20 protein-coding genes are annotated in these 21,138 nt (G+C 74.9%); 12 read left to right on the forward strand and 8 right to left on the reverse strand.

The window, feature by feature from the left end; genetic code table 11:
- Positions 1-85: 85 nt before the first annotated feature.
- The 5 genes from hutI to hutH are packed head-to-tail and all read right to left on the reverse strand — an operon-like array spanning position 86 to position 7,236.
- Positions 86-1,252 carry an imidazolonepropionase gene (gene hutI, locus GXP71_RS16855; RefSeq protein WP_162353593.1) on the reverse strand — a complete coding sequence of 389 codons (1,167 nt, stop codon included), beginning with the start codon at positions 1,250-1,252 and terminating at the stop codon, positions 86-88.
- Positions 1,249-2,592: a formimidoylglutamate deiminase gene (locus tag GXP71_RS16860; RefSeq protein WP_162353594.1), complete on the reverse strand. Its 1,344-nt coding sequence runs from the start codon at positions 2,590-2,592 to the stop codon at positions 1,249-1,251. Before GXP71_RS16860 ends, hutI begins: the two co-directional genes overlap by 4 nt.
- On the reverse strand, positions 2,589-3,836 hold the full coding sequence (locus GXP71_RS16865; protein ID WP_162353595.1) for an allantoate amidohydrolase: 1,248 nt from the start codon (positions 3,834-3,836) through the stop codon (positions 2,589-2,591). Before GXP71_RS16865 ends, GXP71_RS16860 begins: the two co-directional genes overlap by 4 nt.
- Entirely contained in the window at positions 3,833-5,497 is a 1,665-nt protein-coding gene (gene hutU / locus GXP71_RS16870; protein ID WP_162353596.1) for a urocanate hydratase, read from the reverse strand. The genes GXP71_RS16865 and hutU overlap by 4 nt, the downstream gene beginning before the upstream one ends.
- The gene (gene hutH / locus GXP71_RS16875; protein WP_162353597.1) at positions 5,494-7,236 is read right to left on the reverse strand and encodes a histidine ammonia-lyase; all 1,743 of its coding nucleotides are present in this window, start codon (positions 7,234-7,236) and stop codon (positions 5,494-5,496) included. Before hutH ends, hutU begins: the two co-directional genes overlap by 4 nt.
- 96 nt (positions 7,237-7,332) lie before the next feature.
- Between hutH and GXP71_RS16880 the strand changes: the two genes are divergently transcribed.
- From GXP71_RS16880 to GXP71_RS16905, 6 genes are all read left to right on the forward strand, one after another.
- Positions 7,333-8,097: an IclR family transcriptional regulator gene (locus GXP71_RS16880; protein ID WP_162353598.1), complete on the forward strand. Its 765-nt coding sequence runs from the start codon at positions 7,333-7,335 to the stop codon at positions 8,095-8,097.
- Positions 8,098-8,159: 62 nt separating this feature from the next.
- The gene (locus GXP71_RS16885) at positions 8,160-9,224 is read left to right on the forward strand and encodes a serine hydrolase (RefSeq protein ID WP_162353599.1); all 1,065 of its coding nucleotides are present in this window, start codon (positions 8,160-8,162) and stop codon (positions 9,222-9,224) included.
- Between the two features lie 182 nt (positions 9,225-9,406).
- Positions 9,407-10,741, forward strand: a complete 1,335-nt coding sequence (locus GXP71_RS16890) for a glycoside hydrolase family 3 protein (protein WP_162353600.1) — start codon at positions 9,407-9,409, stop codon at positions 10,739-10,741.
- Positions 10,742-10,840: 99 nt separating this feature from the next.
- Complete coding sequence (locus GXP71_RS16895; protein WP_162353601.1) at positions 10,841-11,206, forward strand: RidA family protein; 366 nt, start codon at positions 10,841-10,843, stop codon at positions 11,204-11,206.
- Positions 11,207-11,314: 108 nt separating this feature from the next.
- Positions 11,315-12,337, forward strand: a complete 1,023-nt coding sequence (locus GXP71_RS16900; protein WP_238402470.1) for a LacI family DNA-binding transcriptional regulator — start codon at positions 11,315-11,317, stop codon at positions 12,335-12,337.
- 297 nt (positions 12,338-12,634) lie between these two features.
- Positions 12,635-14,047, forward strand: a complete 1,413-nt coding sequence (locus GXP71_RS16905; RefSeq protein ID WP_162353602.1) for an endo-1,4-beta-xylanase — start codon at positions 12,635-12,637, stop codon at positions 14,045-14,047.
- A 157-nt stretch (positions 14,048-14,204) separates the two neighbouring features.
- On the opposite strand, the gene GXP71_RS16910 is transcribed toward GXP71_RS16905, so the two are convergent.
- The gene (locus tag GXP71_RS16910) at positions 14,205-14,471 is read right to left on the reverse strand and encodes a hypothetical protein (protein ID WP_162353603.1); all 267 of its coding nucleotides are present in this window, start codon (positions 14,469-14,471) and stop codon (positions 14,205-14,207) included.
- Positions 14,472-14,684: 213 nt separating this feature from the next.
- Here GXP71_RS16910 and GXP71_RS16915 point away from each other — a divergent pair, with 213 nt between their 5' ends.
- From GXP71_RS16915 to GXP71_RS16930, 4 genes are all read left to right on the forward strand, one after another.
- Positions 14,685-15,446, forward strand: coding sequence for a family 16 glycosylhydrolase (locus GXP71_RS16915; RefSeq protein WP_162353604.1), 762 nt, complete (start codon positions 14,685-14,687; stop codon positions 15,444-15,446).
- Positions 15,447-15,492: 46 nt separating this feature from the next.
- Positions 15,493-15,804, forward strand: coding sequence for a DUF5808 domain-containing protein (locus tag GXP71_RS16920; protein WP_162353605.1), 312 nt, complete (start codon positions 15,493-15,495; stop codon positions 15,802-15,804).
- Between the two features lie 95 nt (positions 15,805-15,899).
- Positions 15,900-16,862, forward strand: a complete 963-nt coding sequence (locus GXP71_RS16925) for an SPFH domain-containing protein (protein WP_162353606.1) — start codon at positions 15,900-15,902, stop codon at positions 16,860-16,862.
- A 7-nt stretch (positions 16,863-16,869) separates the two neighbouring features.
- Positions 16,870-17,115: a hypothetical protein gene (locus GXP71_RS16930; protein ID WP_162353607.1), complete on the forward strand. Its 246-nt coding sequence runs from the start codon at positions 16,870-16,872 to the stop codon at positions 17,113-17,115.
- Between the two features lie 34 nt (positions 17,116-17,149).
- Here the strand turns inward: GXP71_RS16930 and GXP71_RS16935 are convergent, their stop codons facing one another.
- On the reverse strand, positions 17,150-17,659 hold the full coding sequence (locus GXP71_RS16935) for a GNAT family N-acetyltransferase (RefSeq protein ID WP_162353608.1): 510 nt from the start codon (positions 17,657-17,659) through the stop codon (positions 17,150-17,152).
- Complete coding sequence (locus tag GXP71_RS16940; protein ID WP_162353609.1) at positions 17,656-17,919, reverse strand: DUF1778 domain-containing protein; 264 nt, start codon at positions 17,917-17,919, stop codon at positions 17,656-17,658. The genes GXP71_RS16935 and GXP71_RS16940 overlap by 4 nt, the downstream gene beginning before the upstream one ends.
- A gap of 111 nt (positions 17,920-18,030) precedes the next feature.
- Here GXP71_RS16940 and GXP71_RS16945 point away from each other — a divergent pair, with 111 nt between their 5' ends.
- Entirely contained in the window at positions 18,031-18,831 is an 801-nt protein-coding gene (locus GXP71_RS16945; RefSeq protein WP_162353610.1) for a phosphatase PAP2 family protein, read from the forward strand.
- A 52-nt stretch (positions 18,832-18,883) separates the two neighbouring features.
- A complete protein-coding gene (helR, locus tag GXP71_RS16950) occupies positions 18,884-21,022 on the forward strand; it encodes an RNA polymerase recycling motor ATPase HelR (protein WP_162353611.1) in 2,139 nt (712 codons plus the stop codon).
- The last annotated feature ends 116 nt before the right edge of the window (positions 21,023-21,138 follow it).

Here is a 21,138-nt window from a genome sequence, read left to right on the forward strand (position 1 = left end):
TGAGCAGGACGGGTGCTGAGCGGGACGGTCCGAGGCGCGGCGTCCGGCGACCGTGCGGTGCCGGTCGCGACTCGCGCGGTGCGCGTCAGTCGAGCGTGAGCGCGCGGGCGAGCGGCACACCCGGGCGGTAGGCCAGGTGCGCGACCGACGGCGCGTCGACGACGCACAGGTCGGCGCGCGCCCCCACGCGCAGGTGGCCCACGTCGTCGCGACGCAGCGCGCGGGCACCCCCGAGCGTCGCCGCACGGACCGCCTGCTCGACGGTCATCCGCAGGTGCGCCACGCCGAGCGCGACCATGAGCGGCATCGACGTCGAGAAGCAGGTCCCGGGGTTGCAGTCGGTCGCGAGCGCGACCTCGACGCCCGCGTCGAGCAGCCGCCGGGCGTCCGGGTAGGGCGAGCGGGTCGACAGCTCGACACCCGGCAGCAGGGTGACGACGGGCCCGCCGTGCCGGGCGGCGTCGGCCAGCGCCGTGACGTCGGCGTCGTCGAGGTACGTGGCGTGGTCGACGCTCGCGGCACCGACCTCGACGGCCAGACGCGCACCCGGTCCGGGGCGCAGCTGGTTGCCGTGCACGCGCAGTCCGAGACCGGCGCCCGCGGCCGCGGTGAGGACGGCGTGCGCCTCGTCGCGGTCGAACGCGAGCGGCGTGCCGGGTTCGCAGAAGACGTCGGCCCACCGGGCGTGCGGCGCGCAGGCGGTGAGCATCGGACCGGTCACGAGCGCGAGGTACTCGCCCCGGTCGACGCCGGGCGGCACGACGTGGGCGCCGAGGAACGTCGCCTCTGTCGTGACCTCGCGCGCGAGCCGGAGCAGGCGCTCCTCGTGCGCGACGTCGAGGCCGTAGCCGCTCTTGACCTCGAGCGTCGTGGTGCCCTGCGCGCGGGCCTCGGCGACGAGACCGGCGAGGCGGGTGCGGAGCTCGTCGTCCGTGGCGGCCCGGGTCGCGGCGACGGTGCGGGCGATCCCGCCGCCGGTGTAGCGGGCGCCGGCCATGCGGTGCGCGAACTCGTCGGCGCGGTCGCCCGCGAAGACCAGGTGCGTGTGGGAGTCGACGAAGCCGGGGAGCACGGCGCGGCCGTCGACGTCCGTGCGACGGTCCGCGTCGGGTGCGGACGACGCCGGGCCGACCCAGGCGACGCGCCCGTCGTCGACGACGAGCGCCGCGTCGGGCAGGACGCCCAGCGGGCCGGTGAACCGCTCGTCGTGGGTCACGAGCTGCGCGATGCCGGTGACGAGGTGTGACGTCATCGGGCCTCCTCCGCCTCGCGCCAGGCGGCCGCGACCGCCCGGGTGAGCAGCGCGCCGACGTCGCCGAGGACGTGCCGCCCGCCATCGACGCGGACCGCGCCCCCGACCACCACCGTGTCGACGTCCGCGCTCCCGGCGACGAGGACGAGCTGCGTCGGGTCGGCACCCGCCGTCCGCGGGGTGTCGGTGCGGACGGCGACGAGGTCCGCGGGTGCACCGACGGCGAGGCGGCCGCCCGTGGGGTCGCCGAGCGCGGCGTGACCGCCGGACGTGAGCAGGTCGACGAGTGACGACGGGTCGAGCACGCCGCGCGACTCCCGGGCGACGCGCTCGTGCAGCTCGACGTCCCGGGCCTCGGCGAGCAGGTCGGTGCGGACGTGCTGGTCGGAGCCGACGGACAGGCGGCACCCGGCCGCGCGGAGGGCTGCGCCGGGGGCCAGGCCGTCGCCGAGGTCCCGCTCGGTCGACGGGCACAGGCAGGCGCCGACGGCCGCTGCACCGAGGAGCGCGACATCGGCCGGGGAGACGTGGACCGCGTGGACGACGGTCGTCGACGGGCCCAGCGCACCCGCGTCGGCGAGCGTCCGCGCGGGTGTGGTGCCGTACGCGGCGAGGCACTCGTCGTTCTCCGCGCGCTGCTCGGACAGGTGGACGTGCAGCGGTCGGCCGCTCCTGCGCGCGTGCGCGGCGACGGCGGCGATCGCGTCGCGGGGGACCGCGCGGACCGAGTGGACGGCCGCGCCCACCGTGAGCGTGTCGTCGGGACGGAGCGCGTCGACGCGGGCCGCCCAGGCGTCGACGTCGGCGTCGCCGAACCGCAGCTGCGGGCCGTCGAGCGGACGGCCGAACCCGCCCGTGAGGTAGGCGGTGTCGAGCAGCGTGACGCGCAGTCCCGCCTCGCGCGCTGCCGTGCGCAGCGCCTCGGCCATGACGTTGGGGTCGTCGTACGGCGTCCCGCCGGGCGCGTGGTGGAGGTAGTGGAGCTCGCCGACCGCCGTGACGCCGGCCAGCACCATCTCCGCGTAGGCGGCGCGCGCGAGGTCGAGGTAGGTGTCCGGGGTCAGGGTCGCCGCCAGCGCGTACATGCGGTCGCGCCACGTCCAGAAGGTGCCGCCGTCGCCATGAGTCCGACCGCGCAGCGCGCGGTGGAACGCGTGCGAGTGCGCGTTCGCGAACCCCGGCAGGACGATGCCGGGGAGCTGGTGGTCGCCGGCCGCTGCCGGGACGCCGACGTCGACGACCGCGATCCGGCCGGACCGCGTCGTGATCCGGACGTCCTGCGCGAGTCCGTCGGGGAGCCACGCCCGCGCGGCCCAGAACGTCGGCGGCGACGTGCTCACGGGCGGTCCTGCGCGAGCAGGTGCTCGAGCGTCGTGGCGAGCGCGTCGACCCCCGCGAGGCAGTCGGCCTCGTCGGCGTCCTCCGCCGGCGCGTGCGAGACGCCCGTCGGGTTGCGGACGAACAGCATCGTGGTCGGGACGCCCGCCGCGGCGAGGATCCCGGCGTCGTGGCCCGCGCCCGTCCCGAGCACCGGCGCACGCGCGTCGGACCGGGCACCGCCGGTCGAGCCGGACGGCCCGGTGCCCCTCGCGCCCACCACGGTCGCGACCTCGTCGGCCAGGTCGGCGTCGAACCACGTGACGGGCGTCCACGACTCCTCCGCCGGCGCCCAGGACGTGAGCGCCGCGAGCACCGCCCGGACGCGTGCCTCGTCCTCGGCGCGGACGTCGAGCCACGCGGTGACCTGCGACGGGATCGCGTTGACGCCGTTCGGCTCGACCCGGACCTTCCCGACGGTCGCGAGAGCGCCGGCCTCGACGGCCGCCGTCCGCACGTGCTGGACGAAGGCTGCCAGGCCGAGCATCGGGTCCCGACGGTCTGCGAGCGGGGTGGTCCCCGCGTGGTTCGCCTCGCCGCGGAGCTCGACCCGCCAACGGCCGTGCGGCCAGATCATGCGCCCGACGCCGACGGCCGCCCCGCTGTGGACGAGCCCGCGCCCCTGCTCGACGTGCAGCTCGACGAACGCGCCGACGCGCGCGAGCGCCTCGGGGTCAGGCCCGACAGTCGACGGGTCCCGCCCGGCCGCGCGCAGGGCGTCGGCCATCGTCGTGCCGTCGGCGTCGCGCAGCGTGCGGGCACGGTCCGCGTCGAGGACCCCGGTGATCAGCCGGGACCCGGCGCACGCGACGCCGAACCGGGCGCCCTCCTCGTCGACGAAGCACGCGATCCCGAGCGGGCGCGCGGGTGGGGCGCCGCGCGACCGCAGCACGTCCAGCGCCGCGAACGCGCTGACGACCCCGAGCGGCCCGTCGAACGCGCCGCCGCCGGGCACGGAGTCGAGGTGGCTGCCCGTGACGACGCCGGGTGTCGCGTCGGGGTCGCCCCACCACGCCCACTGGTTGCCGGCGCGGTCGACGACGAGGTCGAGCCCGCGCGCAGCGGCCTCCCCGGCGAACCACTCGCGCAGGGTGTGGTCGTCGCGCGTCCACGCGAACCGGTGGTAGCCGCGCCCGTCGCCTGCCCGACCGACCGGCGCGAGATCCGCCCACGCTCGCCGGAAGGTGGCCGCCCCGACGTCGCTCATGCGTCGTGCTCCCGCATCGGGACGCGGATGCCGTGCGCGTCCGCGACCTCGTCGGCGCGCGCGTACCCGGCGTCGACATGCCGGATGACGCCCATGGCGGGGTCGTTGGACAGGACCCGCGCGAGCTTGCGGGCGGCGAGGTCGGTCCCGTCGGCGACCGACACCTGCCCCGCGTGGATCGACCGGCCCATCCCGACGCCGCCACCGTGGTGCAGCGACACCCACGTCGCCCCGGATGACGCGGCGACGAGCGCGTTGAGCAGCGGCCAGTCGGCGATCGCGTCGGACCCGTCGGCCATGGCCTCGGTCTCGCGGTACGGCGACGCGACCGAACCGGCGTCGAGGTGGTCGCGCCCGATGACGACCGGCGCGGCGACGCCGCCCGACGCGACGAGCTCGTTGAACCGCAGCCCCGCCCGGTCGCGCTCGCCGTGCCCCAGCCAGCAGATCCGCGCGGGCAGCCCCTGGAATGCCACGCGCTCCTGCGCGGCGCGGATCCAGCGGTGCAGGTGGTCGTCGTCCGGGAACAGGTCGAGGACGGCCGCGTCGGTGGTCGCGATGTCGCGCGGGTCGCCGGACAGCGCCGCCCAGCGGAACGGGCCCTTGCCCTCGGCGAACAGCGGCCGGATGTACGCGGGCACGAACCCGGGGACGTCGAACGCGCGGTCGTAGCCGCCGCGACGAGCCTCGTCCCGGATCGAGTTGCCGTAGTCGAACACCTCGGCGCCCGCGTCGAGGAAGCCGACCATCGCCTCGACGTGCCGGGCCATGGACTCGCGCGCGCGGTCGGTGAGCTCGTCGGGCTTGGCGGCGGCGTAGTCGGCCCACTCGTCCAGCGCGACCCCGACGGGCAGGTAGGCGAGCGGGTCGTGCGCCGACGTCTGGTCCGTCACGACGTCCACCTCGACGCCGCGTCGCAGCAGCGCGGGCAGCACCTCCGCGCAGTTCCCGACGACGCCCACCGAGAGCGCCGTCCGGGACCGCTTCGCGGCCAGGACCAGCGACAACGCCTCGTCGAGCGAGCCGGCGACGCGGTCGAGGTAGCGGTCGTGCACCCGCCGCGCCAGGCGTGACCCGTCCACGTCGACGATGAGGCACGCACCCCCGTTGAGCGTCACCGCGAGCGGCTGCGCGCCGCCCATCCCGCCGCACCCGCCCGTCACGGTGAGCGTCCCCGCGAGCGTCCCGCCGAAACGCTGCGCGGCGACCGCGGCCAGCGTCTCGTACGTGCCCTGGAGGATCCCCTGCGTGCCGATGTAGATCCACGACCCGGCCGTCATCTGCCCGTACATCGTGAGGCCGAGGTGCTCGAGCCGGCGGAACTCCGGCCACGTCGCCCAGTCCCCGACGAGGTTCGAGTTCGCGATGAGCACGCGCGGCGCCCACTCGTGCGTCGTCAGCACGCCGACGGGCTTGCCGGACTGGACGAGCAGCGTCTCGTCGTCGCCCAGCGTCGTGAGCGTGCGGACGATCGCGTCGTACGCGTCCCACGACCGCGCGGCCCGCCCGGTGCCGCCGTAGACGACGAGGTCGTCGGGACGCTCGGCGACCTCCGGGTCGAGGTTGTTCATGAGCATCCGCAGCGGCGCCTCGGTCTGCCACGAGCGGGCCGTGAGCGTCGTGCCGCGCGGGGCGCGGACGGGTCGGGGTCCGGCGGTCATGCGCGCTCCTCGGGAGTCGTGAGGCGTGGGGTGGGCGCCGACGACGCCCCGTCGGCCGCGGCCAGGACCTCGCCGGACGCGACGAGGGTCGCGACCGTCTCGAGGTCGGGCGCGAGGTACGCGTCGGGCCCCGGACCGGCGACACCGCGCGCACGCAGCAGGTCGCGGACGGCGCCGGTCGCGGCGGCGGGTGCGAGCGGCGCGCGCAGGTCGAGGGCCCGGGTCGCGGTGAGCACCTCGATCGCGAGCACCCGCCCGAGCGCGTCGACGGCCCGCCGGAGCTTGCGCGCCGCGTGCCAGCCCATCGACACGTGGTCCTCCTGCATCGCCGACGACGGGATCGAGTCGACGCTGGCCGGCACCGCGAGGCGCTTGAGCTCGCTGACCAGCCCCGCCGCGGTGTACTGCGCGATCATGAGGCCCGAGTCGACGCCCGGGTCGTGCGCGAGGAACGCGGGCAGGCCGTGGTTGCGGGCGACGTCGAGGAACCGGTCGGTGCGCCGCTCGGACATGCTCGCGACGTCGGCGACGGCGATCGCGAGGAAGTCGAGCACGTACGCGATCGGTGCGCCGTGGAAGTTGCCGTTGGACTCGACGCGTCCGTCGACGGTGACGACGGGGTTGTCGACGGCGGCGGCGAGCTCGCGCTCCGCGACCGTCCGGGCGTGCGCGACGGTGTCCCGCGCGGCGCCGTGCACCTGCGGCGCGCACCGCAGCGAGTACGCGTCCTGCACGCGCGTGCAGCCCGGCCCGCGGTGGCTGGCCATGATCCCCGACCCGCGCAGGAGCGCCCGCAGGTGGGCCGCCGACGCCGCCTGACCGGGGTGCGGGCGGAGCGCCTGGAGGTCGTCGGCGAAGACGGCGTCGGTCCCGAGCAGGCTCTCGACGCTGAGCGCGGCGGCGACGTCGGCCGTCGCGAGCAGCCGGTCGAGGTCGTGCAGCGCGAGCACGAGCTGCCCGAGCATCCCGTCGGTCCCGTTGACGAGCGCGAGGCCCTCCTTCTCGGCGAGGACGACGGGTGCCAGGCCGGCCTGCGCGAGCGCGTCGGTCGCGGGCACGAGCGTCCCCGACGCGTCCCGGACGTCGCCCTCGCCCAGGAGCGCGAGCGCGCAGTGCGCGAGCGGCGCGAGGTCGCCCGAGCAGCCGAGCGAGCCGAACTCCCGCACGACGGGTGTGATCCCGGCGTCGAGCATCGCCGCGTACGCCTGCGCGGTCGACGGGCGGACCCCCGTGCGACCCGTCGCGAGCGTCGACAGCCGCAGCAGCATCAGCGCACGGACCACCTCGCGCTCGACCTCCGGCCCGGTGCCGGCCGCGTGCGACCGGATGAGGCTGCGCTGCAGGTCGGCGCGCCGGTCGGCAGGGATCCACCGCGTCGCCAGCGCCCCGAACCCCGTGGAGACGCCGTAGTGCGGCTGCGTGTCGTCGGCGAGCGCGTCGACCACCGCCCGGCCGGCGGCGATGGCGTCGAGCGCCTCGGCCGCGAGGGTGACCCCGGCCCTGCCCCGGGCGACGGCGACGACGTCCTCGGCGGACACCGGCCCGACGCCGACGACGACCGTGCGTCGACCGGGCCCGGCCGCCGGCACGCTGCGGCGCTCGTCGGCCCGGCCGGTGGCCGACGTCGACGCTGCGGACGGCCCTGGCGGCGCGGTCGGCCTGGACGGAGCGGCCGGCCCCGCCGGTCCCGCGCTCACGGCCGACGCCGGGTCCGGCGACGGCTCGACGGTCGTGCTCATGCGCCCATGACACCGCCGCGCCCGCCCCCGGGTCGCCGGTCCGGCAGGCGATACCGTCTGGGATACCAGACGACGTGCGAGCGGAGGTGGGCGGCCGTGCCGAGCTCCGACGTCCCCGCCGCCGACGCGACGCTGCGCATCCTGCGGCACCTGGCGCGCACCGGCCCGATGCCCGCCGCGGCCCTCGCGCACGCGGTCGGGCTGCCGCGCTCGACGACGTACCACCTGCTCACGGTGCTGCGCGAGCACGGGTTCGTCGCGCACCTGCCGGAGGAGCGCCGGTACGGGCTCGGCCTCGGCGCGTTCGAGCTGGGCTCGGCGTACTCGCGGCAGGCGCCCCTCGCGCGCGCGGCCCGCCCGGTGCTCGCGCGTCTCGTCGACCAGGTGGGGGAGAGCGCGCACCTCGCGGTCCTGCACGGGCGTGAGGTGCTGTACGTCGTCGAGGAGCGCGCGGCCCGCCGACCCGCGCTCGTGACCGACGTCGGCGTCCGGCTCCCCGCGCACCTCACCGCGAGCGGCCGCGCGATGCTCGCGGACCTGCCCCGCCCGCAGGTGCGCGCGCTCTTCCCGGACCGCACCGCGTTCGTCGACCGCACGGGCCTCGGGCCGAGCCGTCCGGCCGAGCTGCGCGACGTCCTCGTCGCGGTCCGCCGCCGCGGCTGGGCCTCGGAGGACGGCGACGTCACGCCCGGCTTCGCGTCCGTCGGCGTCGCGGTCCACGACCACACCGGACACCCCATCGCGGGCCTCGCGGTGACCTTCGCGCGCACCGACGCCGACGACGCGACCGCCGAGCAGCTCGCCCGCGCCGCGCAGCGCGCCGCCGCCGACCTGAGCCGTCGCGTGGGCGGCACGGCGTGACCACGGACGAGGGTTCGCACCGTCGAACGGCTGACCTGCGGACCGGTCCGTAGGCTCCTGGGATGGGTGACGTGCACGCGGTGTCGACGACGGAGCTGGACGCGCTGGTCGACGAGGCGCTCGATCAGGACGGTCCGCGCGAGGCGGCGGGCGTCGTCCGGGTCCGCGTCGACGGCGAGGTGCTCCTCGAACGCGTGTGGGGCGTCGTCGACCGGCGCTGGGCGCGACCGCTCACGCCCGACGACCGGATGCCGATGGCGTCGGGCAGCAAGGGGTTCACGGCGCTCGCGGTCCTGACCCTGGTCGCCGACGGGAAGCTGAGCCTCACGACGACCGCGCGCGACCTGCTCGGCGACGACCTGCCGGCGATCCCCGACGACGTCACGCTCGAGCACCTGCTGTCGCACACGTCGGGCCTCTCGGACGTGATCGACGACGACGCCGACGAGGACGCGTACCTGCTGGACGTGCCGGTGCACACGCTCGTCTCGCCCGAGGACTACCTGCCGGTCCTGGCACGGGTCGTCCCGGAGCACCCCCCGGGCGGTCCGCTCGAGTACCGCAACGCCGCGTTCGTGCTGCTGTCGCTGCTGGCGCAGCGCGCGTCGGGCGTCCCGTTCCACGACCTCGTCCGGCAGCGCGTGCTGCGCCCGGCCGGCATGTCGCGCACCGACTTCCTGCGCTCCGACGAGCTCCCCGCCGACGCGGCGATCGGGTACGTGCGCGTGGGCGACGCGTGGCGCTCGCACGTGCTGCACCTGCCGGTGGTCGCGGGCGGTGACGGCGGCGCGTACACGACCGCCGCGGACATGGAGCGGTTCTGGGACGCGCTGCTCGGCGGCCGGATCCTGCCGCCGGACCTGCTCGCGCAGGCGACCACGCCGCACGCCACGACGCACGGCGGCGAGTACGCCTACGGGCTCGGTCTGTGGCTCCCGCCCGAGGCGCCCGGCGTCGTGCAGCTCGAGGGGGAGGACGCGGGCGTCTCGTTCTGGTCGGCGCACCGCCCGGCCCGTGCGGGTGCCGGACCGGAGGCGACCGTCACGGTCGCCGGGACGACGGCGCGCGCGGCGTGGCCGGTCGCCCGTGCCGTGGGGGACCGCCTGCGCCTGACGACCGCCGGCTGAGGGACGACGGCCGGGCCTCGCGGCCCGCTCGCTCCGGGAGGGGATGAGGGACGGCGCCCCGACCGCAGCCCGCTCGGTCCAGGAGGGGACGCGCTCGGCGGCGCGCCTCGTCGTCACCCGGTCGGCGCACCGGCGACCGTGCCAGGGTGCCGAGAGCGGCGGGCCGACCTAACCTGCCGCGCGTGAGTCAGCCAGCGCCCCCCGACGTCCCCGCGCAGCCGGAGCGGTCCGCGCCGCGGCACGGGCGGCCCGCGCGCCGGTTCGGCCGGGCCCGCAGCGCGGTGCTCGTCGTCGCCGCTCTGCTCACCGTCGGTGCGGGCACGGTCGCGGCGAGCACCGACGACGGGGCCCAGGACGCGGCGACGCTGCGCGCGGCCGACTCCGGCACCGCGGAGCCGCAGCCGACGACCCCGCGACCGTCGGCCTCGCCGACCCCGACGTGCACCCCCGCGCCCGTCGCGCAGCAGGCGGCCGCGGTGCTCGTGGTCGGCCTCCCGGGTGTGACACGGCCGGACGACCCGCTGGCGGCCGAGGTCGCGGGTCTGAGCGTCGGCGGGTTCTTCCTCTCGGAGAGCAACGTCGTCTCGACGCGTCAGGTGACCGCGCTGACGCAAGGGCTCCGTGCGCAGGCGGGCCGGCCGGTCGTCGTCGCGACCGACGAGGAGTCGGGCCGCGTCGCGCTCATGCGCGAGCTCGTCGGCGCAGGTCCGTCCCCGCGGCGGATGGCCGCGCGCGAGACCCCCGAGGAGGTCCGGGCGCGCGCCGCCGAGACGGGGACCGTGCTCGCGCAGGTGGGGGTCGACGTCGACCTGGCCCCGGTGCTCGACCTCGACGACGGCCCGGCGGGCGGCGTGATCGGCGACCGGTCGTTCAGCGCCGACCCGACGACCGCGGCCGACTACGGGCTCGCGTACGCGACGGGCCTGGCCGACGCCGGTGTGACGCCGACCGTCAAGCACTTCCCGGGGCACGGCCGCTCGACGGTCGACTCGCACACCGCGTCGTCGCTCGTCGAGGCGACGCTCGACGACCTGACCGCGACGGACCTGGTGCCGTTCCAGCGCGCGATCGACGCGGGTGCGCCCGTCGTGATGATGAACCACCTCGAGTACGCCGTGCTCGACCCGGACCTGCCCGCGTCGTTGAGCCCGCGCGCGTACGCGCTGCTGCGCGACCTGGGGTTCCGCGGCGTCGCGATCACCGACTCGGTCGGGATGGGTGCGGTGAACACGCGCTGGGACTTCCCCGAGGCGGCGGTCATGGCCGTCGCGGCGGGTGCCGACGCGGTGCTCGCGACCGACGGCGCGCAGGCGGTGCGGATGCGCGACGCCCTGGTCGACGCGGTCGCGTCGGGACGCCTCCCGGAGGACCGTCTCGCGGAGGCCGCCGCCCGGGTGACGGCGCTCGCGGGCGGCGACCCTCGCCTGATGTCGTGCCGCGACGTGACGATGCCGACGCTCGAGCCGGCGACGGTCGCCGGGTCGCCGTCGGCAGCCCCCGCGACGCCCCCGGGCTGAGGCGTCGACGGCGCTGCGTCGCGTCGCAGGCGGCGGGTCGTCGGGCGGCGTGTGTGACCAGCGCGGACGCTGTCGGTGGTCGGTCGTACGGTCGGCGTCGTGATCACCCGCTTCCCGACGCACGTCGGCGACCCCACCTGCGCGAGCGCGGTCCGCGCCGGCGGCTTCCTGTTCCTCGCGCACCACGCGGGCGGCTTCGACCGTCGGGAGTACGCGGCGCAGACCCGGGCGACGCTGCACAGCCTCGGCGAGACGCTCGCGACGGCGGGTGCGGGCTTCGAGGACGTCGTCCAGGTGACCCTGTGGCTGCGCGAGCTCACCGACGAGACGCGCGAGGCATGGGACGTGTTCGCCGAGTTCTTCGGCGACCAGCCGCCCGCGCGCATGACGGCGACGACCGACTTCTTCGACCCGGCGTGCCTCGTCATGGTCGACGCGGTCGCGTACGTGGGGGATCGCGGGTAGCGAGAGGTCGCGGCCGCCGAGGGGGCGGGGAGCTGCTCGGGTAGATTGCGGCTGCCCGCGCCCGCGCCGTCCCGGTCCGCGCCGCGGCCGGGTCCCGGACGGGAGGGGATGGCTGTGCCGACGATGGCGGACGTCGCGCGCCGCGCCGGCGTGTCCGCGAAGACCGTCTCGAACGTGCTGAGCGGCTACCCCTACATCCGCGAGTCGACGCGTGAGCGTGTGATGGCCGCGGTCGACGAGCTCGGGTACGAGATCAACGTGACGGCGCGGATCTTCCGCTCGGGCCGCACGGGCGTCGTGGGGCTGGCCGTCCCGGAGCTGGGCCAGCCGTACTTCGGCGAGCTCGCCGACGAGATCCTCGAGGCCGCCCGCCGCCGCGGCCTGCACGTGCTGATCCAGCCGACGGGCTTCACGCGTGAGGGCGAGCTCGCGGCGCTGCGCGAGCCGCGGCGCAAGCTGGTCGACGGCCTGCTGTTCAGCCCGGCGGCGCTCGAGCAGGCCGACGCGCACCTGCTCGACGACCTCGGCTACCCGCTGGTCCTGCTCGGCGAGCAGATGTTCTCGACCAAGGTCGACCACGTGACGATGCAGAACGTCGAGGGTGCGCGCGCGGCGACCGACCTGCTGCTCGACGCCGGGCGCCGGCAGATCGCGGTGATCGGCATGCTGCACTCGCCGACCGCGGGGTCCTCGAACCTGCGCTTCACCGGCTACCGGGAGGCGCTCGCGGCGCGAGGGATCACGGTCGACCCGCGGCTGCTCGGCTGGGCGGACGACGGCTGGCACCGGGGGAACGGTGCGCGCGCGATGGCGGACGTGCTCGACTCGGGAGTCGAGGTCGACGGTGTCGTGGCGTTCAACGACGCGCTCGCGCTGGGGGCGATGTACGCGCTGCAGGTGCGCGGCCGGTCGATCCCGGACGACGTGGCCGTCGTGGGGTTCGACGACATCGAGGACGCGCAGTATTCGATGCCCGCGCTGACGACGGTCGACCCGGGTCGACGGGACATCGCCGACGTCGCCGTCGCGCTGCTGCACGAGCGTCTGACCGGCGCGGCCCCTGCGGAGCCCGTGCTGCGCGTCGCGGACATGCGGATCATCGAGCGCGGGAGCACCCCGACCCGCCGCTGACGCGCGGAACCGTCGGCCCATGTTGCGGGCCGTCCCGCCGAAAGCCGACGGGCGGCGAGCCGATAGTTGCGGTCGCGATGCGTGGAATCGATCCCATTGGCCTGGCCGGATCGCAACCAATCACGCGTTCAGGTGCCCATCTACACCGGTGAAGTCACCCGATGGTGTGCTGAAACGCTTCGTTCCGGGTTTCGCAACTTTCCGTACCGGTCAAGCGCGTTGACCGCCAGTTTCGACGCGACGAAGGTGACGTGCCGGCTCCCGTTGGAGCCACCGACCACCACCAAGGAGGGTTCGATGACGACCCCACGCCCGACGCACCGGCGAGGCCGTCTCGCCGCCGCCGCCGGCTGTCTGGCCGCCGCTGCGCTGGCCGTGACGATCGCCGTCCCGGCCGCCGCCGCCGGCAGCACGCTGCAGGCCGCCGCCGGCGAGACCAATCGCTACTTCGGCACCGCCATCGCCGCGAACAAGCTGAGCGACGGCACGTACACGAACATCGCGAACCGCGAGTTCAACATGATCACGGCCGAGAACGAGATGAAGATGGACGCCACGGAGCCCAACCGTGGCCAGTTCAGCTACTCCAACGGCGACCGCATCGTGAACTGGGCCCGCCAGAACGGCAAGCAGGTCCGCGGCCACGCGCTGGCCTGGCACTCGCAGCAGCCCGGCTGGATGCAGAACCTGTCCGGCACCGACCTGCGCAACGCGATGCTCAACCACGTCACCCAGGTCGCGTCCTACTACAAGGGCAAGATCTACGCCTGGGACGTCGTCAACGAGGCCTACGCGGACGGCTCGTCCGGCGGCCGCCGCGACTCGAACCTGCAGCGCACCGGCAACGACTGGATCGAGGCCGCGTTCCGCGCCGCCCGCGCCGCCGACCCGAACGCGAAGCTCTGCTACAACGACTACAACACCGACAACTGGTCGCACGCCAAGACGCAGGGCGTCTACAACATGGTCCGCGACTTCAAGTCGCGCGGCGTCCCGATCGACTGCGTCGGCTTCCAGGCGCACTTCAACTCGGGCAACCCGGTGCCGTCCAACTACGACGTGACCCTGCGCAACTTCGCCGCCCTCGGCGTCGACGTGCAGATCACCGAGCTCGACATCGAGGGCTCGGGCTCCTCGCAGGCGCAGCAGTACCAGGGCGTCGTGCAGGCCTGCCTCTCGGTCGCGCGCTGCACCGGCATCACCGTCTGGGGCGTCCGTGACTCCGACTCGTGGCGCGCCTCGGGCACGCCGCTGCTCTTCGACGGCTCCGGCAACAAGAAGGCCGCCTACACGAGCGTCCTCAACCAGCTGAACGCGGGCGGGACGACCAACCCCAACCCCAACCCGACGACGCCCACGCCGACGGACCCGAACCCGACGCCCACGCCGACGAACCCGGGCGGCAGCACCCCGAGCTGCACGGCGACGTACTCCGAGGGCCAGAAGTGGAACGACCGCTTCAACGGCACGGTGACCATCCGCGCCAACACCAACATCAGCAGCTGGCAGTCCACGGTGACCGTGCGCTCGCCGCAGAAGATCATCGCGACCTGGAACGGCTCCCCGACGTGGGACTCGTCCGGCAACGTCATGACGATGCGTCCGAGCGGCAGCGGTGCGCTGTCGGCCGGCCAGACGACCTCGTTCGGCTTCACCGTCCAGCACGGTGGCAACTGGACGTGGCCCAGCATCACCTGCTCGGCGTCCTGACCCTCTGAGGTCTTCCCCCCGCGACGGGCGCGGCACCGCGAGGTGTCGCGCCCGTCGCGTCGTCCCGACGAACCCGACGCGAGCGGCGCACTGCCGAACCGAGCAGGGTTCGACGGCCTGGCAGCGTGTGACCGGCGAAGGCCGGCGTGGCTGCCCGTCAGGGCCCGATCGGGACGTCCATGACGGCGCCGCCGGTGACCGCCTGGGCGGCGAGAGCGTCGGCGACGGCGATCGCAAGGACGGTGGTCAGGGACGCTCGTGGTTGGGCGGTGACGGCATGGCCGGCGAGTCTGCTGGCGGAGAAGACGGAGTGAATCGGTAGGCCGCTGGGGCCGAAAGTCGAGAGGTCGTGGTTGAGCAGGTCGTGGTGGACCGGGAAGTGCGGCACCCAGTAGGCATGCGCGCTGCCGTCCGGATGGGCCACTGCTCCGGGAAGCCACTTGATCTCGTCGGCGGGGCCGATCAGGGCGTCATAGATCTCTCGGACCCGCGGACCGACGAGCCGAACGCCGTCCGCCGTGCAGCACGGTCGACGTCCTCCCTCGCCTCCGACCGCGAGCAGGCGTCTCGGCCCGGTTGCGGTGGCGTGTCGCGGCGTCGACGATCGGCGCGCACGACCGGCGAGCGAGGAGGCGGGATGGCGCGCGTCGACGACGGACGGGTCGTGTGGGCCGACGAGTTCGCCGGGCCGGCGGGGGCGCCGCCCGACCCGCGGGTGTGGCGGCACGAGACGGGTGCGGGCGGATGGGGCGACGAGCAGCTGCAGCGGTACACCGCGTCGACGCGGAACGCGCGCCTGACCGGGGACGGCAGGCTCGCGATCACCGCACGGCGCGAGGCGGACGGTGGCGTCACGTCGGCGCGGCTCACGACGCTCGGGCGGCTGACCGTGCGGCGGGGTCGCGTCGAGGCGCGGATCCGGCAGCCGCGGGGCGCGGGGACGTGGTCGGCGTTCTGGATGCTCGGCGACGACCTCGAGGACGTGGGCTGGCCGGCGTGCGGGGAGATCGACGTCATGGAGCACGTCGGTGCCGAGCCGCGCACGGTGCACGGGACGGTCCACGGCCCGGGCTACGCAGGCATCGGCGGGGGAGTGGGCGGGTCGCGCGAGGCGTCCGCGCCGCTGGCCGACGGCTTCCACGTCTACGCGGTGACGTGGACCGACGACGCGGTCGTCTGGGACCTCGACGGCACCGAGTACCACCGGGTGACGCCCGACGACGTGCCCGGGTCGTGGCCGTTCCGGCACGGGTTCCACCTGCTGCTCAACCTGGCGGTCGGGGGCCGGTGGCCGGGGAACGACGTCGACGAGCCGGACCTGCCCGCGACGATGCTCGTGGACCACGTCCGCGTGCTCGACCTCGCGTCGGGCGGCGCCGAGGTGACCCTTCACCGCTGACGACGGCGGGTGGATCATGGGCTCACCACGACTCAGGAGGCGCAGCGTGTCCCACGACGAAGCCGCCCGGCGGCGGCCCGACCTGCAAGGCATCCTCCGGCTGATCTCGTTGGCCCTCGCGGTCACGGCGGTCGTCAAGGAGCTCCGCACCCCGGCCGACCAGCGCGAGTGGAACGGCAAGGTCATCGGGTTCGTGCCGTACGAGTTCCGCATGCCGACGGTCGAGCGGTTCAAGGAGCGCGTCTGGGACCCGGACGCGGAGCACCTGATCGGTCCGAAGGTGTTCGGCGTGGGGTGGACGGTCAACATGGGCAAGGTGTTCGGGCTGCTGCGCAGCAGGCTCTCGTCCGACGACTGACGCGGCCACGGTCGGCATTCCCCGCTCCTCGCTAATGTGATATCACATTAGGTGTCGCGCGCCGACGGTGCGCCGGACCCGAGGAGCTGAGCACCATGCCCGACCCGACCACGCCCCCGCAGGACTCCGTCGGCGGCGACCCCAGCGGCCGTCCTGTCGGCCACGCCGGGGCGCGCGTCGAGGTGGTGGAACGCCCCGCACCGTCCGGCGGCACCGCCGTCGCGCTGCTGGTCCTGCTCGCGTTCTTCGGGCTCATCGCGCTCGGCATCGTCCTGATCGCGCTCGCCGACGCCGACGACGCCCCCGGCCTGGGCGCCCTCGGCGTGCTCCTGCTCGTCGTGTCGCTGTTCGTCCCGTCGGGCGTCACCGTCATCAGCCCGGGGCAGACCAAGGTCGTGCAGCTGTTCGGCCGCTACCTCGGCACGATCCGCCGCACGGGCCTCGTCGCGACCGTGCCGCTGACCACCAAGAAGAAGGTCTCCGTCCGGGTCCGGAACTTCGAGACGAGCGAGCTCAAGGTCAACGACGCCGACGGCAACCCCGTCAACATCGCGTGCATCGTCGTCTGGCAGGTCACCGACACCGCGCGCGCGACGTTCGCCGTCGAGGACTACGAGGGCTTCGTCAAGGTCCAGTCGGAGTCCGCGCTGCGGCACGTCGCAATGTCGCACCCCTACGACGACGCCGACGCGGGCGAGCGGTCGCTGCGCGGCGCGACCGACCTCGTGTCGGGTGAGATCGCCTCCGAGGTCGCGGCGCGCGTCGTCATCGCCGGTGTCGAGGTCATCGAGGCGCGCATCTCCAACCTCGCGTACGCGCCCGAGATCGCGCAGGCGATGCTCCAGCGTCAGCAGGCCGGCGCGATCATCGCCGCCCGCGAGCGCATCGTCGAGGGTGCCGTCTCCATGGTCGAGGACGCGCTCGGACGCCTCGAGCGCGACGGGATCGTGTCCCTCGACGACGAGCGCCGCGCCGCCATGGTGTCGAACCTGCTCGTCGTCCTGTGCGGCGAGAGCCGCGCGACGCCCGTCGTCAACGCGGGCACGCTCTACTCGTGAGCCTCCGGTGACCCCCGGCGAGAGCAGCACCGAGCCCGCCGGCGCCACGCCCCCGCGGCGTGAGCGCCGGCAGGTGCTGCTCCGCCTGGACCCGGCGACGCACGACGCGCTCGCGCGGTGGGCCGCCGACGACCTGCGCAGCCTCAACGCCCAGGTCGACCTGATCCTGCGCCGTGCGCTGGCCGACGCGGGCCGCCTGCCGCGCGACGCGACACCGGTCCGCCGCCCCGGCCGTCCCGCCCGCGACGACTAGGACGCGTCCCCCGTGGGGCGGGCAGCACGGTGCTCTACTCGTCGAAGCCGATCGCGGCGCGGACGGCCGCGATCTTGGCGTACATGCGCGTCGATCCCTGGACTCGCTGAAAGTCGTGCCGTGCGTAGAACGCTGCGGCGACCTCATCGATCGGGTCCACAACCACGAGACGTCCGCCGCTGTACTGCGAGGCGCCGCAGACCTTCCACAAGGCGTCGATGAGCAGCTGCGAGCCCAGGCCCTGCCCGTGCAGAGACTTGTCCAGGGCGAGCCGGCCGATCAGGTAGGCCGGGATCACGGCGTTCCCGCCGGCCAGGCCCGAGGTGACGTCGGTTCGGGCGACCTGGGTCGGCGACATCGAGTGGTAGGCCACCACACGCGGGTTGTGGAACTCCGTCCACACGAACGTGCGGGTCACGTCCTGCGCCTGTGCTCGCAGCGCGTGCTGCTTCAGCCAGCGGTTCAGAGTCTCGACACCGCAGTCGAACGCGCCAAGGTCGTCGTCGGTCGTGAGCCAGTGCGAGTAGTACGCGTCCTCGCTCAACCCCTGAACCTCCGCGGCGCGGCCGCGGCACGGGCGAGGTTCGGCATCGGGTTCGCTCGGTCGATCGCCTCGATCATCGCGTCGAACTGAACCGCCGGCATGAGCGTCACGTCCGCGCGGGCCACGACAGCCTCCGCGCGATCGACTGCCGCCGCGATGATGAACTGCGACGTCGAGGCGCGCGACAGCTCGGCAGCACGACGGATCAGCTCACCGGTGGTCTCGTCGGTGCGCACCTCGATGCGGTCAGTCTTCGGCACGGGTCGCTCCTCACGGGTTGGTCCTCCAGCGTACGCCGTACATGTGCCGTACAACAGCCGGGTCCATTGGACGTCTGTCGCGGACGTCCCCACCGCTGGCAGGATCGCCGCGTGGCCGGCGGACCTGCGCAGCCAGGACGGTCGACGGGACGCCCGAGGGTCTTCGTCGAGCTCGTCGTCGTGCTCGGTGCATTCACGGTGTTCACGTGGGTGCACGCGCACGTCGCGCGGGACGTCGCCGCCGCCACGGCGCACGCGCTCGCGCTGCAGGACGTCGAGCGGACGCTGGGGATCGACGTCGCGCTCGCGACGAACCGGTGGCTGGTCGCGCAGCCGACGTGGGTCGAGGTCGCCGCCGTCTACGTCTACCGGTCGTACTACCTCGTGCTGCTCGGCGTCCTGGTGTGGGTGTTCGTGCGCCACCCCGAGGTGTACCTGCGGGCGCGGCGGACCCTGCTGGCGATGATGCTGCTGGTGCTGCCCGTGTACTGGGCGGTCCCGATGTCGCCGCCGCGGTTCGCGCTCGCGGGCGTCGTCGACGTCGTGCGGCGGTACGACCCGCTCGGCGACCGCAGCGCACCGACCGCCGGCTCCTCGTACACGGCGATGCCGAGCATGCACGTCGGGTTCTCGGCGTGGTGCGCGTACGCGGTGTGGCTCGCGCTGCGGACCTCGCACCCGCGCGTCGCGTGGGCGGCGTGGCTGTTCCCGCTGGCGATGACGGGTGTCGTGCTCACGACGGGCAACCACTACGTGCTCGACGTCGTCGGGACCGCGGTGCTGCTCGCGGCGTCGATCGGCGCCGCGACGCTCTGGGGGCGAGCCGTCGAGCGGCGCCCGCGCCCGCGCGAGCGCGTGGACGCCCCCGGACACGACGACGGCGGGGACATCCCCGCCACTCTCAACGTATAGAGCACCGGGGGTCTTGCGGCAAGACCCCCCTCGCGGCGAAGAATCGCCGACCGTGACCTCGCAGACGACCAGCGCGTTCCACCTCGCCGACTCCCTCGCGGCCAAGGCCGACCCGGCCCTCGTCGCCGCCGACGAGGAGTTCTTCGCCGCGCTCGCGGCCACCCTCGAGCACCAGCGCGCCGACGTGGCGGCCCGCCTGGACGAGGCGCGTCGCGCACCGGGCGGGCACGGCACGGCGGCCCTCGAGCGTGACCAGGAGATCCACCGCCTGTCGGGTCGGCTGCGAGTGCTCCAGCGGTTCGGCCTCGACCTGTGCCTGGGCCGCGTCGTCCCGGCCGACGGCGGCGAGCCGGCCTACGTCGGGCGGCTGGGTGTGACCGACGCGGACGGCCGCCGCCTGCTGGTCGACTGGCGGTCCCCGGTCGCGGAGCCGTTCTTCGGCGCGACGCACGGCAACCCGATGGGCGTCGTCAGCCGGCGGCGGTACCGATGGACGGCCGGGCGCGTCACCGACTTCTGGGACGAGGTGTTCACGACCGACGGGCTTTCGGCGAACGCGGCGCTCGACGACCAGTCGGCGTTCGTCGCGAGCCTCGGCGCGGACCGGTCGGCGCGCATGCGGGACGTGCTCGGCACGATCGCGGCGGACCAGGACGCGATCGTGCGCGCGGGCTCGCAGGGGACGCTCGTCGTCGACGGCGGACCGGGGACGGGCAAGACCGTCGTCGCGCTGCACCGCACCGCGTACCTGCTCTACCACGACCCGCGGCTCGGGCACCGGCGCGGCGGCGTGCTGTTCGTCGGGCCGCACCAGCCGTACCTGGACTACGTGTCCGACGTGCTGCCGAGCCTGGGCGAGGAGGGCGTGCGGACGTGCACGCTCGCGGACCTGGTGCCGGAGGGGGCGACGGCCGTCGACGAGGGCGACCCGGAGGTCGCACGGCTCAAGGCGTCGGCCGCGATGGTGCGAGCGATCGAGCCGGCCGTCCGGTTCTCCGAGCGGCCGCCGACCGCGCCCATGACCGTCGAGACGCCGTGGGCCGACGTCCGGCTCAGCGCGACCGACTGGGCCGAGGCGTTCGACGCCCCCGAGCCCGGCACCCCGCACAACGAGGCGCGCGCGCAGGTGTGGGACGCGCTGCTCGAGATCCTCGTCGACAAGCACGACGACGACGTGCCCACCGACCAGCTGCGCCGCGCGCTGCTGCGCGACCGCGACCTGGCACGCGCCGTGAACCGCGCGTGGCCGCTGCTCGACGCGCCCGACCTCGTCGCCGACCTGTGGTCGGTGCCCGCCTACCTGCGGCTGTGCGCACCCTGGCTCACGCCCGACGAGGTGCGCCTGCTCCAGCGTGACGACCCGCGCGCGTGGACGACGTCCGACCTGCCGCTGCTCGACGCCGCCCGCGCGCGACTCGGCGACCCCGACGCACCCGCGCGGCGACGCCGCCGGGAGGCCGACCTCGCCGTCGAGCAGCAGCAGCGGCAGCGCGTCGTCGACGAGCTCATCGCCGCCGACGACAGCGAGCTGCTGCTCATGTCGATGCTCAAGGGCCAGGACCTGCGCGACGCGCTCGTCGACCCCGCCGGTGACGACGGGCCCACCGACCCGCTCGCCGGGCCGTTCGCGCACGTCGTCGTCGACGAGGCGCAGGAGCTCACCGACGCGCAGTGGCAGATGCTGCTCGCGCGCTGCCCGTCGCGCAGCCTCACCGTCGTCGGCGACCGCGCGCAGGCCCGGCACGGCTTCGCGGAGTCGTGGCAGGAGCGGCTCGCCCGCGTCGGCCTGACCCGCGTCGAGACGGCGTCGCTCACGCTCAACTACCGCACGCCCGAGGAGGTCATGACCGAGGCCGAGCCCGTGATCCGTGCCGCGCTGCCCGACGCCAACGTGCCGACGTCGGTGCGACGGACCGGTGTGCCCGTGCAGCACGGGCGCCGGGCCGACCTCGCGAGCGTCGTCGAGGAGTGGCTCGCGTCGCACGGCGGCGTCGCGTGCGTCGTCGGCGACCCGACCTTCCCCGAGGGCGACCGGGTGCGGTCGCTCGCACCCGTCCTCACGAAGGGCCTCGAGTTCGACCTCGTCGTGCTCGTCGAGCCCGAGTCGTTGGGCGACGGGGTCGAGGGAGCGGTCGACCGCTACGTCGCGATGACCCGCGCGACCCAGCGCCTCGTGGTGCTCACGTCCTAGCGGTGCCGGTCCAAACCTACGCGTCGTCGTCGCGCGTCGCCTGTCCCTGGCGCCAGCCGGTGCCGCCGAGTCGGATGTGAGGCGCGGCTGTCAATTCCGCCATCAGGGCGACAAGT

It is taken from the genome of Cellulomonas sp. H30R-01, from assembly GCF_010119915.1.
GTDB lineage: Bacteria > Actinomycetota > Actinomycetes > Actinomycetales > Cellulomonadaceae > Cellulomonas > Cellulomonas algicola.

Bases quoted from the DNA above. Each gene is read 5' to 3' on its own strand.
- hutI (WP_162353593.1), bottom strand. From the start codon at position 1,252: ATGACGTCACACCTCGTCACCGGCATCGCGCAGCTCGTGACCCACGAC.
- GXP71_RS16865 (WP_162353595.1), bottom strand. From the start codon at position 3,836: ATGAGCGACGTCGGGGCGGCCACCTTCCGGCGAGCGTGGGCGGATCTC.
- hutU (WP_162353596.1), bottom strand. From the start codon at position 5,497: ATGACCGCCGGACCCCGACCCGTCCGCGCCCCGCGCGGCACGACGCTC.
- hutH (WP_162353597.1), bottom strand. From the start codon at position 7,236: ATGAGCACGACCGTCGAGCCGTCGCCGGACCCGGCGTCGGCCGTGAGC.
- GXP71_RS16885 (WP_162353599.1), top strand. From the start codon at position 8,160: ATGGGTGACGTGCACGCGGTGTCGACGACGGAGCTGGACGCGCTGGTC.
- GXP71_RS16900 (WP_238402470.1), top strand. From the start codon at position 11,315: ATGGCTGTGCCGACGATGGCGGACGTCGCGCGCCGCGCCGGCGTGTCC.
- GXP71_RS16905 (WP_162353602.1), top strand. From the start codon at position 12,635: ATGACGACCCCACGCCCGACGCACCGGCGAGGCCGTCTCGCCGCCGCC.
- GXP71_RS16915 (WP_162353604.1), top strand. From the start codon at position 14,685: ATGGCGCGCGTCGACGACGGACGGGTCGTGTGGGCCGACGAGTTCGCC.
- GXP71_RS16925 (WP_162353606.1), top strand. From the start codon at position 15,900: ATGCCCGACCCGACCACGCCCCCGCAGGACTCCGTCGGCGGCGACCCC.